The sequence below is a fragment of the Bartonella sp. TT67HLJMS genome, assembly GCF_042193375.1.
GTDB classification, from domain to species: domain Bacteria; phylum Pseudomonadota; class Alphaproteobacteria; order Rhizobiales; family Rhizobiaceae; genus Bartonella; species Bartonella grahamii.
Genome location: NZ_JBHILP010000001.1, coordinates 241,302 through 254,304 on the forward strand (window position 1 = coordinate 241,302; position 13,003 = coordinate 254,304).

The window sequence follows — 13,003 nt, forward strand, 5'->3', positions numbered from 1 at the left end:
TTGATCGTTTATGAAAAACTAAGCTAGACGGGCAGATTCGTGAAAAGTATTTGTATTTTTCATTGAGAACGGTTTGAAAAGGTTATTTGGATGATTCTCGTTTCAACACGTTATAAAGAGCTTGTCTCTAAAGGGGAGGTTTGTTTTGATCCCGCTCAATTAGCTATAACAGAATATTTTGATCATTTATTAAAAAAAATTGCGGAACAAAACATCTCTCGTCCTTGGACTTGGATATTTTGCTCTTTCTTTAATAGAATATTTAAGAGGAAAAAACAAAATATCTCTTGTGTTGTAAAACAAGGGGATGAAAAAGGTTCTTTTCAGGGATTGTATGTTTTTGGTGAAGTAGGAAGGGGCAAAACCATGCTGATGGATTTGTTCTTTTCTTGTTTGCCTAAAGGTCATAAAAAGCGTGCTCATTTTAATGATTTTATGACTGATGTGCATGAGCGTATTAATTTTTATCGTCAAGCATCTGGGGGTGAAAAGTTTAAACAAGATAATCCTATTTTAGCTGTTGCTGAAGATCTTGCACGAGAAGCAAAGGTACTTTGTTTTGATGAGTTTAGTGTAACAGATATTGCTGATGCTATGGTATTGGGGCGGCTTATTTCTGCTTTGTTTGATAAAGGAATTTTCTTTATTGCGACTTCAAATGTGGCGCCGGATAACCTTTATTATAACGGTTTAAATCGTGAACTCTTTTTGCCTTTTATTCAAGTTTTGAAAGCATATGTTCGTGTTGTTAATCTTGATGCAAAAACAGATTATCGTCTTGAAAAATCAAATCTACAGCCTGTGTATGTAGCACCTTTAGGGAAAAAAGCAGATGAATGCATGGATCAAGCATGGGCACTTGTATTGCAAGGACATAAGGAGATATCTGAAGAGCTTTCTATAAAAGGGCGCCTTATTCCTATTCCGCGTGTTGGTGCAGGATGTGCACGCTTTGATTATAGAGATTTATGTGCAAAGCCTTTGGCAGCGGCTGAGTATTTGGTATTAGGGGAGCGTTATCATACGATTTTTATTGATAATGTACCGGTCATGGATGATACATGTCGCAATGAAACAAAACGGTTTATTTTGCTTATTGATATTCTTTATGAGCGCCACATACGGTTGTTTATGTCGGCTGCGGCAGAGGTGGGGGATTTGTATAAAGGGCATGCGCAGATTACGGAAACATTTGAATTTCAAAGAACACAGTCACGTCTTTTTGAAATGCAAAGCCACGATTATTTAAAACTTTGGGAAGAACATTTTCTTTTGAAGAAGAAGCATTGATTATACTTTTACCTTTACGTAAACTGTAAAAACAATAACTCTTTGAAATTAAAGAAATGTAATAATTCTGTTGTATTTTTTTAAAATTCACTTTATCGATACATCGTGATAATTTTCTAATAGTTGTTTCAGCGGAGGGTTGTTGTTTCTGTAAGGAGAAAAATTTGTAAATTTCATTTCTTTACTCCTTTTTATGATATTGTTTGAATATGGTTGAAGTCAAAAATATTCAGTATACGGACGCTGATGGGTGTGCGCTGAATTATCTAAAAGTTAGGAAAAAATAAAATGGCACGAAAAAAAATAGCTCTCATTGGTTCAGGTATGATTGGTGGTACTTTAGCACATATTATTGGGCTTAAAGAACTTGGTGATGTTGTTTTATTTGATATTGCGGAAGGTGTGCCACAAGGTAAGGCTCTAGATATCGCCGAATCTTCTCCCGTTGACGGTTTTGATATCAGTCTAAAAGGTGCTAATGCTTATGAAGCAATTGAAGGATCTGATGTTGTTATTGTAACAGCAGGCGTTGCGCGAAAACCTGGTATGAGCCGAGATGATCTTTTGGGAATTAATTTAAAGGTGATGGAACAAGTTGGAGCTGGAATTAAAAAATACGCGCCCTCAGCATTTGTTATTTGTATTACCAATCCCCTTGATGCGATGGTGTGGGCATTGCAGAAATTTTCAGGTCTCCCTACACATAAAGTGGTTGGTATGGCTGGTGTTCTTGATTCAGCACGTTTTCGTCATTTCTTATCTGAGGAATTTAAGGTCTCTGTTAAAGATGTGACGGCGTTTGTTTTAGGTGGGCACGGTGATTCAATGGTTCCTCTCGTGCGTTATTCAACGGTTGGTGGTATTTCTTTGCCTGATCTTGTAAAGATGGGCTGGACAACACAGGAAAGAATTGATCAAATTATCCAGCGTACCCGTAATGGCGGTGCAGAAATTGTTGGTTTGTTAAAAACAGGTTCTGCTTATTATGCACCAGCAGCTTCTGCTGTTTCTATGGCTGAGGCCTATTTAAAGGATACTAAGCGTGTTGTGCCTGTTGCAGCTTATCTTTCAGGAGAATATGGGGTTAATGATACCTACGTTGGTGTTCCTGTTGTAATTGGTGCAGGTGGTGTTGAACGAGTCATTGAAATTGATCTTGATAAAGAAGAAAGAGATGCTTTTGATCATTCAGTAAATGCAGTTAAAAAGCTTTGTGAAGCTTGTATTGCTCTTGTGCCTAGTCTCAAGTAAATTGAACAAGATTTAATTCATTAAAACTAAGTATTTAGAATATTAAAACTTTAGGATTAATAATGATCCATAAAAGAAAAGGACAAATGCATGAATATCCATGAGTATCAGGCCAAACGTCTGCTTCATGAATATGGAGCACCAATTGCAAATGGTGTTGCTGTTTATTCTGTTGAGCAAGCTGAAAAATGGGCGGAAAAATTGCCCGGACCTCTCTATGTGGTTAAAAGTCAGATACACGCTGGTGGTCGTGGTAAGGGTAAGTTTAAAGAACTTGGTCCTGATGCAAAGGGTGGTGTTCGGCTTGCAAAATCTGTTGAAGAAGTTATTGCAAATGTTCAAGAAATGCTTGGTAAAACTTTGGTAACCAAACAAACGGGTCCAGAGGGTAAGCAGGTCAATCGTCTTTACATTGAGGATGGTGCTGATATTGAAAGGGAGCTTTATCTTTCACTTTTGGTTGATCGTAGCGTTGGTCGAATTGCTTTTGTTGTTTCAACAGAAGGTGGAATGGATATTGAAACGGTTGCTGAAGAGACACCAGAAAAAATATTCACGCTTCCCATTGATGCTGTAGAGGGTGTTACTTCGGTTGATTGTGCAAGACTTTGTGATGCATTGAAGCTACAAAGTAGTGCGCGAGAAGATGGTGAAAAGCTTTTTCCGATTCTCTATAAGGCATTTTGTGAAAAAGATATGAGCCTTTTAGAAATCAATCCGCTTATTGTGATGAAAGATGGTCGTTTACGTGTTCTTGATGCAAAAGTTTCTTTTGATAATAATGCTCTGTTTCGTCATCCAGATATTTTAGAATTACGCGATCTTTCAGAAGAGGATCCAAAAGAAATTGAAGCATCAAAGCATGATCTTGCTTATGTTGCTCTTGAGGGTACAATTGGCTGTATGGTTAATGGTGCGGGTCTTGCTATGGCAACAATGGATATTATCAAACTCTATGGAGCTGAGCCTGCAAATTTTCTTGACGTTGGTGGTGGAGCGTCAAAAGAAAAGGTGACAGCTGCTTTTAAAATTATTACGGCCGATCCAAATGTTAAGGGCATTTTGGTTAACATTTTTGGTGGTATTATGCGTTGTGATGTCATTGCTGAAGGTGTGGTTGCTGCTGTTCGTGAGGTTGGTTTGAAGGTTCCCTTAGTTGTTCGTCTTGAAGGCACTAATGTTGAGCAGGGTAAAGCAATTATCAATGAAAGTGGTTTGAATGTTATTCCTGCTGATGATTTAGATGATGCTGCCCAAAAAATTGTTGCAGCTGTGAAGGGAGCTTAAGCTATGTCGATTCTTGTGAATAAAGAGACAAAAGTTCTAGTTCAAGGGCTTACAGGAAAAACAGGAACATTTCATACAGAACAGGCGCTTGCTTATCATGGTACGCAAATGGTTGGGGGTGTTAATCCTAAAAAGGGTGGAGAAACATGGGAAGGTTCAAAAGGCGAAACTCTTCCTATCTTTGCTAATGTTGCAGAAGCAAAGGAAAAAACAGGCGCGGATGCTTCTGTTATTTATGTTCCTCCTGCAGGGGCTGCGGCAGCTATTATAGAGGCTATTGAAGCTGAAGTTCGTTTAATTATCTGTATTACGGAAGGTATTCCCGTTATGGATATGGTTAAAGTGAAGGCGCGATTAGAAAACTCAAAGTCTCGTCTTATTGGTCCTAATTGTCCTGGTATTCTTACACCAAATGAATGTAAAATTGGTATTATGCCTGGTTCTATTTTTAGAAAAGGTTCTGTTGGGGTTGTTTCGAGGTCGGGAACTTTAACTTATGAAGCCGTTTTTCAAACGAGTCAGGAAGGTCTCGGGCAAACAACTGCGATAGGGATTGGTGGCGACCCTGTTAAGGGCACTGAATTTATTGATGTGTTGGAAATGTTTTTAGCGGATGATGAAACTCAGTCTATTGTTATGATTGGGGAGATTGGTGGTTCTGCTGAAGAAGAAGCAGCACAGTTTCTGCAAGATGAAGCAAAAAAAGGTCGTAAAAAACCAGTTGTTGGCTTTATTGCTGGCCGTACAGCTCCTCCAGGACGTACAATGGGACATGCTGGTGCTGTTATTTCTGGTGGTAAAGGTGGAGCAGAAGATAAAATTGCGGCAATGGAATCAGCAGGGATTCGAGTGTCTCCTTCACCATCACAGATAGGTAAGACTTTGATGTCAGTTTTGAAGGGCTAAAAGAAAATTTCACCTGAATAAGAAAAAGTTCTTAGATTCAGGTGAAAAAACTTGAGTATAAAAAGGTAAAACTTTTTTGAATGTTTGAATCATTGCTTGTTTTGTAAGCATTTAAAGGTCGAAAAGAGATATAAGGAGACGGAATAGATGTTCCGGAGAGGTATATGGCAAGGCAGGACGAAATAAATAGCCTTTTTGCACAGACATCATTTCTTTATGGTGGCAATGCGGATTATATAGATCAACTTTATGCTCAATATGAAAAAGATCCTACCAGTGTTGATTCACAGTGGCGTGCTTTTTTTGAAGGACTTCATGATAATAAAGAAGATGTTCTCAGAAATGCTGAAGGGGCAACATGGCAAAGTGATCATTGGCCAGTAAAGGCAAATGGAGAATTGGTTTCTGCTCTTGATGGTGATTGGTCTTCTCTTGAAAAATATCTTGGTGATAAATTAAAGGAAAAAGCAATAACAGGTGCTGCACAAAAGGGAAAAACTTCCAGTGAGCAAGATGTTATTCGTGCAACACGTGATTCCGTTCATGCAATTATGATGATTCGTGCTTTTCGAGCACGGGGGCATCTTCGTGCGCGGCTTGACCCTCTTCAATTGGCCGAAAAACAAGAAGATTATAAGGAACTTTCTCCAGAAGCTTATGGTTTTACTCCAGCTGATTATGAGCGTCCCATTTTTATTGATAATGTTTTAGGCTTGGAATATGCAACTATTCCACAAATGCTTGAAATTCTCAACCGTACTTATTGTTCAACAATCGGTGTGGAATATATGCATGTTTCTGATCCGGTTCAGAAAGCATGGCTTCAAGAACGCATTGAAGGGCGAGATGAAAAAATTTCTTTCACACAACAAGACAAGAAAGCTATCCTTAATAAGCTTATTCAGGCGGAAGGTTTTGAACAGTTTTTAGACACTAAATATAAAGGTACAAAGCGTTTTGGACTCGATGGTGGTGAAGCGCTGATTCCCGCTCTTGAACAGATTATCAAATGTGGTAGTGCTTTAGGGGTGCAGGAAGTTATTTTAGGAATGGCACATCGTGGTCGTTTAAATGTTCTTTCACAAGTTCTTGCCAAGCCGCATAGGGCTATCTTTCATGAATTCAAAGGGGGATCTTATAAGCCTGATGATGTGGAGGGATCTGGTGATGTCAAATATCATTTGGGAACTTCAGCTGATCTTGAATTTGATGGTAAAAAAGTTCATTTATCGCTGTTGGCCAATCCATCTCATCTTGAGATTGTTGATCCGGTTGTTATAGGAAAAGCACGTGCTAAACAAGATCAACTTATGGGACCTGCACATACTGATTTACTCTCATTAAGTGAGCGTTCAAAAGTAATGCCACTGCTTATTCATGGTGATGCTGCTTTTGCAGGACAAGGCGTTATCCAAGAAACTTTTGGTCTTTCAGGTCTTAAAGGTTATCGTGTTGCAGGCTCACTTCATGTTATTATCAATAATCAGATTGGTTTTACAACATCTCCGCGTTTTTCACGTTCTTCGCCTTATCCATCAGATGTTGCAAAAATGATTGATGCACCAATTTTCCATGTGAATGGTGATGATCCTGAGGCAGTTGTTTTTGTTGCCAAAATAGCAACAGAGTTTCGCCAAATTTTCCATAAACCAGTGGTTATTGATATGTTTTGTTATCGCCGTTATGGGCATAATGAAGGTGATGAGCCTTCCTTTACGCAGCCGCTTATGTATAAGGCAATTCGTAATCATAAAACAACACTTCAGCTTTATAGTGACCAATTGGTAGCAGAAGGGGTGATTTCTTTAGAAGAGATTGAGCAACAAAAAAAATTATGGCGCGATAAGCTTGAAGGTGAATTTGAAGCAAGTGCTTCTTATAAGCCTAATAAGGCTGATTGGCTTGATGGAAGCTGGACAGGACTCAAAGCTTTTAGTAGTTCTGATGAACAACATTCTAGAACAACCGGTGTTGAATTAAAAATTTTAAAGGAAATTGGTCAGAAAATTGTCGAAATTCCGGCAGATTTTCACGTTCACAAAACCATTCAACGTTTTTTAAATAATCGTGCTAAAATTTTTGAAACCGGTGAGGGTGTTGACTGGGCAACCGCTGAAGCTCTAGCTTTTGGTTCACTTTGTTTGGATGGAGCACCAGTTCGTCTTTCCGGTGAGGATGTTGAACGGGGAACTTTTTCACAACGTCATTCAGTTCTTTATGACCAAGAAAATGAGGCGCGTTATATTCCTTTGAATCATTTACAAAAAGGGCAAGCGCTTTATGAAGTTGTTAATTCTATGCTTTCTGAAGAAGCTGTTCTTGGTTTTGAATATGGATATTCTCTTGCTGAACCACGAGGATTAACACTTTGGGAAGCACAATTTGGTGATTTCTCTAATGGTGCACAGGTCATTTTTGATCAATTTATTTCATCCGCGGAGCGTAAGTGGCTTCGTATGTCTGGTCTTGTGTGTTTATTGCCTCATGGTTTTGAAGGGCAAGGGCCGGAGCATTCTTCTGCACGTTTAGAACGGTTTCTTCAACTTTGTGCGGAAGATAATATGCAGGTTGCTAATTGTACAACCCCTGCAAATTATTTTCATATTTTGCGTCGACAAATTAAGCGTGATTTCCGTAAGCCATTGATTTTGATGACACCGAAATCACTTTTGCGTCATAAGCGAGCTGTTTCTCTTCTCAATGAAATGGGGCCGGAAACAAGTTTCTGTCGTGTGTTGCTTGATGATGCAGAATGTCTCAAAGATTCTGTCATTAAATTGCAGAAAGATAATAAAATTCGCCGTGTCGTTCTTTGTACTGGTAAGGTTTATTACGACCTTTATGAAGAACGTGAAAAAAAGGGTATTGATGATGTTTACCTCCTTCGTGTTGAACAACTTTATCCTTTCCCTGCTAAAGTTTTGGTGAATGTGTTGTCGCGCTTTTTGCAGGCGGAAGTTTTTTGGTGCCAAGAAGAACCAAAAAACATGGGGGCTTGGTCATTTATTGAGCCTTATTTGGAATGGGTTTTGACGCATATTAATGCGCAATATTCACGTGCTCGTTATGCAGGACGTCCTGCGAGTGCGTCACCGGCCTCTGGGTTAATGGTGAAACACCTTGAACAACTGGCTGCGTTTCTTAAAGACGCGTTAGGTTCTTAATTTATTACTACTCTGATGTATGGAAAAATATTATGACTACTGAAATTCGTGTTCCTACTTTGGGCGAATCGGTTACCGAAGCAACGATTGGCAAATGGTTTAAAAAACTTGGCGAAGCTGTCGCTATGGATGAGCCTTTGGTTGAATTAGAAACTGATAAGGTGACCGTTGAAGTTCCTTCTCCTGTTGCGGGAAAATTATCTGAAATCATTGCAAAAGAAGGCGATACGGTTGAAGTAAATGCTCTTTTAGGAGTGGTGGAAGCTGGAGAAGCTGGTGTCTCCCAATCATCTTCACCTTCTGCTACACTTGTTCCAGCGGCTTCATCTGAATCAGAGAAGCCTGCTTCGAGCAGTACAATGCCTCCTTCTCCTTCAGCAGCAAAATTGATGGCTGAAAATAATGTTTCAAAAAGCGATATTTCAGGTTCTGGAAAACGTGGACAAATTCTTAAAGAAGATGTTCTTGGTGGATTAAAACAAAGTACAAATGCCTCTACACCCTCTTCTTCTGCGACGAGTTCTTCGGCAGCTCCTGTCCAAGAAACACGTGAAGAGCGGGTTCGTATGACGAAATTGCGTCAAACAATTGCTCGCCGTCTTAAAGATGCACAAAATGTAGCAGCAATGTTAACCACATTTAATGAGGTTGATATGTCAGCGGTGATGGATTTGCGCAAGCGTTATAAGGACCTTTTTGAAAAGAAACATGGTGTTAAACTTGGTTTTATGGGCTTTTTTACCAAAGCTGTTTGTCATGCATTAAAAGAACTTCCTGCTGTTAATGCCGAGATTGATGGGACAGATATTGTTTACAAAAACTATGTCAATGTTGGAATTGCTGTTGGAACGGATAAAGGGCTTGTTGTTCCAGTAGTGCGAGATGCAGATCAAATGTCATTGGCAGAGATTGAAAAAGAGATTGGTCGTTTGGGGCGTCTTGCGCGTGATGGAAAATTAGCCGTTTCTGATATGCAAGGCGGAACTTTTACCATTACCAATGGTGGTGTGTATGGATCGTTGATGTCAACACCGATTTTGAATGCACCACAGTCTGGTATTTTGGGAATGCATGCGATTAAAGAGCGAGCAATGGTTGTTGAGGGCCAAGTTGTGATCCGCCCCATGATGTATTTAGCGCTTTCTTATGATCACCGTATTGTGGATGGGCAAGAAGCTGTAACTTTCCTTGTGCGTGTTAAGGAAAGCTTAGAAGATCCGGAACGCCTTGTTCTTGATTTGTAAAATACAGTTTTCAGGATGAAAGGAGAAACGGATGTCTTATGATGTGGCTGTGATCGGAGCAGGTCCAGGAGGTTATGTAGCAGCAATAAAGGCTGCACAACTGGGGCTTAAAGTAGCGATTATTGAAAAGCGTACAACATTAGGAGGAACATGTCTCAATGTTGGTTGTATTCCTTCTAAAGCATTGTTGCATGCTTCAGAAGTGTTTTCTGAAACCCAGCATGGTTTTGAAACGCTTGGTATTTCTATTGGTAAATCTAAGCTTAATCTTGAACAAATGATGGTTCATAAGAAAGCTGTGGTGACAGCCAATACAAGTGGCGTTTCTTTTTTGATGAAAAAAAATAAAGTTGATACTTTTTTAGGAACAGCCAAAATTTTGAGTGCGGGTCATGTGGAAGTTGTTGCCAGAGATGGTAATAAACAAACAATTGAAACAAAAAATATTATTATTGCTACGGGTTCAGAGAGTTCAGGCATTCCAGGGGTGAATGTTGAAATTGATGAAAAGACTATCGTTTCTTCTACGGGAGCCCTTTCACTTGAAAAAGTACCAGAGCATATGATTGTAGTGGGTGCTGGTGTTATTGGTTCAGAACTTGGATCAGTTTGGAGCCGTTTAGGTGCTAAAGTTACCATTATTGAGTATCTTAATAAAGTTTTGGGCTCAATGGATGGTGAAGTTTCACGGCAATTTCAGAAATTAATGGAAAAACAAGGGATAGAGTATAAGACGGGAACAAAAGTAACGGCTGTTACACAATCTGGCTCAACTGCTCAGGTGACTTTTGAAGCCGTCAAAGGTGGTGCAGCTGAAACTTTAGAGGCTGATGTTGTGCTTATTGCTACTGGACGTTCTCCGTATACGGAGGGGCTTGGCTTACAAGAGGCTGGTGTTCAGTTAGATGAACGCGGATTTATTGCAATTGATGCCCATTGGCAGACGAATGTTCCAGGAATTTATGCGATTGGTGATGTCGTAAAAGGGCCAATGTTAGCGCATAAAGCAGAGGAAGAAGGCGTTGCTGTGGCAGAAATTTTGGCAGGTCAAAAAGGGCATGTTAATTTTGATGTCATTCCTAGTGTTGTTTATACGCAGCCGGAAATTGCGAGTGTAGGAAAGACAGAAGAAGAGCTAAAAACTGCTGGTATTGAATATAATGTTGGCAAATTTCCTTTTATGGCTAATGGTCGTGCTCGTGCAATGCAAAAGAGTGATGGGTTCGTTAAAATCCTTTCTGATAAAAAAACAGATCGGGTATTAGGGGGGCATATTCTTGGATTTGGTGCTGGTGAAATGATCCATGAAATTGCAGTTTTAATGGAATTTGGTGGTTCATCAGAAGATCTGGGGCGTTGTTGCCACGCACATCCTACCTTATCAGAAGCCGTGCGTGAGGCAGCTTTGGCAACATTTGCTAAACCACTTCATATTTAAAAATCTTTTAAAAAGTACATTTTAAAAGGCATAGGAGGCAGAAAATATTTGTGAAGCATACAACAACATTTTAAAACTTTAAAAAGGAATACAACCAATTGTATTGAAATATTCCGTTTGTTGTATGCTTTTCGATAATTACTGTTTTAAAATTCAGTTGTGTAGTTTTTATTGATTATCCTGTTGTGCATTATCGTTTAGAGCGGTGGTGTTTGGTTGGTTTATGTAAAGTTTTACATATGGGGTGGTTTTTATACTATTATAAAATATTTAGGATAGGGTTTTGAGCCTATTTGCGTGCTTTGTTTTAAGAACACATCTCTCAAAATGCGCAAACCTACTTCACGATGGTGCTCGTGAATGGTATGGCTGTAAAGTTCCTCTTGAAATATATAAAATTCATTCAAATTGTTATAAGACCTATTTGTGCATCATCATCTTTATGTTTAGTTAAACGTATACGCTGACATTATAATGCACTTTTTCAGTTCTCAATATTGCTAAAGCTCTTTATTATTTGAGAGTTTTTATAAGAGAAATTTTTATTCTTTTCTTATTTTTACTCACACGCTTGCTCTGTTTGTGATGTGCAGACAAAAGATATTAATTGATTCAATGTGAGAGAGTTTGTGATAAGAGAATATTACAGTTTTCAGCGTTATGAATCAAGTTGAAAATGATATTTATTGTTATAAATCAATGTTTTATATATGAAAATGAATCATGTGAAGAGGGAAGCCAAGAAGAATTCGCTCAAAGAAATTTAATTGTTTAATGATTGGAGTGGGTTAAGGATCTTTGTCATTTAAGATAAAGAGGGGAGGGATTGAATACTCTACAAAATACCACTCTTTTTTAAAAGAGCGGTATTTTTATATCTTTTCTTTATCACACTATCTTTTTGATGATAATGACAAGTTATACAGTGTGATTAAATTAGTTTTTGCTTCTCTGTTTTTCTTGATCATTGCTTGTTATGTCTTAGAAAGATGATATGTCTCTTCTTTAAGGTTGTTAAGAAATCGTAATGTTGCCAAAATATAACGAATAGCTAAAATTTTTTTGAAAACCATAATTACATGAGAATATTAAGTTTGTTTTCATTGGGCAGTTTTCTGATAACTTAAAAAATCAAGCATATGCTTTCTATAGGTATAAATTTAAAATTCTAATTTTTTATCCTCTTGTTGTTCTCTTATAAAAGTGGGAAGCCCCATACGATCAAGATATTTAAGGAAAGGGTGGGGTGGTAATTCCTCTACATTGACCATAGTCTTAACATCCCATTCGCCTGTAGCAATGAGAAGGGCTGTAGCAGCAGCTGGTACGCCAGCGGTATAGGAAATGCCTTGTGCTCCAGTTTCATGAAAAGCTTGTTTGTGATCGGCTATATTATAGATAAAAATTTCTCTTGGGTTTCCATCTTTTTCGCCTTTAATAAGATCTCCAATACAGGTTTTTCCTGTGTAGTCTGGGGCGAGAGAGGAAGGGTCGGGTAAGACGGCTTTCACGACTTTCAAGGGCACGACTTCTTGACCTTCTGCCGTTTTAATCGGTTGTTCGGATAAGAGTCCGAGGTTTTTTAGAACCGTAAAAACAGTGATATAACGTTCACCAAATCCCATCCAGAAACGGACATTCTCCACATCGAGATTTTTCGATAATGAATGAATTTCATCATGTCCTGTCATATAGGCTTTTTGTTTTCCAACAACGGGAAGATCCCATTCATGGCTGACTTCAAACATTTTATTGGAAGTCCATTTTTTATTTTGCCATGACCATACTTGTCCTGTAAACTCACGGAAGTTAATTTCTGGATCAAAATTTGTAGCAAACCAACGCCCATGATTTCCGGCATTAATATCAATAATATCAATATCTGTGATTTTATCAAAATAATTATCATGCGCTAATGCTGCGTAAGCATTCACTACACCTGGGTCAAAACCTGCTCCTAAAATAGCGGTTATACCAGCTTTTTCACATTCTTGACGCCGAGGCCATTCATAATTGCCATACCAAGGAGGTGTTTCACAGATTTTCAAGGGGTCTTCATGAATCGCTGTGTCGATATAAGCGCATTTGGTTTCAATACAAGCTGAAAGAACAGACATATTAAGAAAGGCAGAACCAACATTAATGACAATTTCGCATTTGGTCTTTTGGATGAGCTTTATAGTTTCTTCTACATTCATGGCATTGAGCGAATGGCTTTTGAGAACACCCTGTTCTTTCATTGTGTTTTTTTCTTTAATAGAAGCAATGATGGCTTCACATTTTTTGAGTGTTCGTGAAGCAATATGAATTTCACCAAGAATATCGTTGTTTTGAGCACATTTGTGTGCAACAACTTGTGCAACACCTCCAGCACCAATAATGAGAACATTTTTTTTCATTGTAGGTTCATCTCCTTTTTAATA

Annotated in this window: 8 protein-coding genes; 7 read left to right on the forward strand and 1 reads right to left on the reverse strand. The window is 38.6% G+C overall.

Annotation, left to right across the window (positions count from 1 at the left end; genetic code table 11):
• The first annotated feature begins 90 nt into the window (after positions 1-90).
• The 7 genes from zapE to lpdA all read left to right on the forward strand — a co-directional run bounded on the left by zapE (position 91) and on the right by lpdA (position 10,580).
• Positions 91-1,290, forward strand: a complete 1,200-nt coding sequence (gene zapE / locus ACFIJQ_RS00850) for a cell division protein ZapE (RefSeq protein WP_273787557.1) — start codon at positions 91-93, stop codon at positions 1,288-1,290.
• Between the two features lie 288 nt (positions 1,291-1,578).
• Positions 1,579-2,541 (forward strand): malate dehydrogenase, encoded by a 963-nt coding sequence (gene mdh / locus ACFIJQ_RS00855; protein ID WP_375628061.1) that lies wholly within the window; start codon positions 1,579-1,581, stop codon positions 2,539-2,541.
• A 90-nt stretch (positions 2,542-2,631) separates the two neighbouring features.
• The gene (gene sucC, locus ACFIJQ_RS00860; protein ID WP_375628063.1) at positions 2,632-3,828 is read left to right on the forward strand and encodes an ADP-forming succinate--CoA ligase subunit beta; all 1,197 of its coding nucleotides are present in this window, start codon (positions 2,632-2,634) and stop codon (positions 3,826-3,828) included.
• A gap of 3 nt (positions 3,829-3,831) precedes the next feature.
• Positions 3,832-4,734, forward strand: coding sequence for a succinate--CoA ligase subunit alpha (gene sucD / locus ACFIJQ_RS00865; RefSeq protein WP_375625535.1), 903 nt, complete (start codon positions 3,832-3,834; stop codon positions 4,732-4,734).
• A gap of 164 nt (positions 4,735-4,898) precedes the next feature.
• On the forward strand, positions 4,899-7,898 hold the full coding sequence (locus ACFIJQ_RS00870; RefSeq protein WP_375628065.1) for a 2-oxoglutarate dehydrogenase E1 component: 3,000 nt from the start codon (positions 4,899-4,901) through the stop codon (positions 7,896-7,898).
• A 32-nt stretch (positions 7,899-7,930) separates the two neighbouring features.
• On the forward strand, positions 7,931-9,142 hold the full coding sequence (gene odhB, locus ACFIJQ_RS00875) for a 2-oxoglutarate dehydrogenase complex dihydrolipoyllysine-residue succinyltransferase (protein WP_273787561.1): 1,212 nt from the start codon (positions 7,931-7,933) through the stop codon (positions 9,140-9,142).
• Positions 9,143-9,173: 31 nt separating this feature from the next.
• Positions 9,174-10,580: a dihydrolipoyl dehydrogenase gene (lpdA, locus tag ACFIJQ_RS00880; RefSeq protein WP_273787562.1), complete on the forward strand. Its 1,407-nt coding sequence runs from the start codon at positions 9,174-9,176 to the stop codon at positions 10,578-10,580.
• A gap of 1,160 nt (positions 10,581-11,740) precedes the next feature.
• On the opposite strand, the gene ACFIJQ_RS00885 is transcribed toward lpdA, so the two are convergent.
• Entirely contained in the window at positions 11,741-12,979 is a 1,239-nt protein-coding gene (locus ACFIJQ_RS00885; protein ID WP_375628067.1) for a saccharopine dehydrogenase NADP-binding domain-containing protein, read from the reverse strand.
• Between the last annotated feature and the right edge of the window lie 24 nt (positions 12,980-13,003).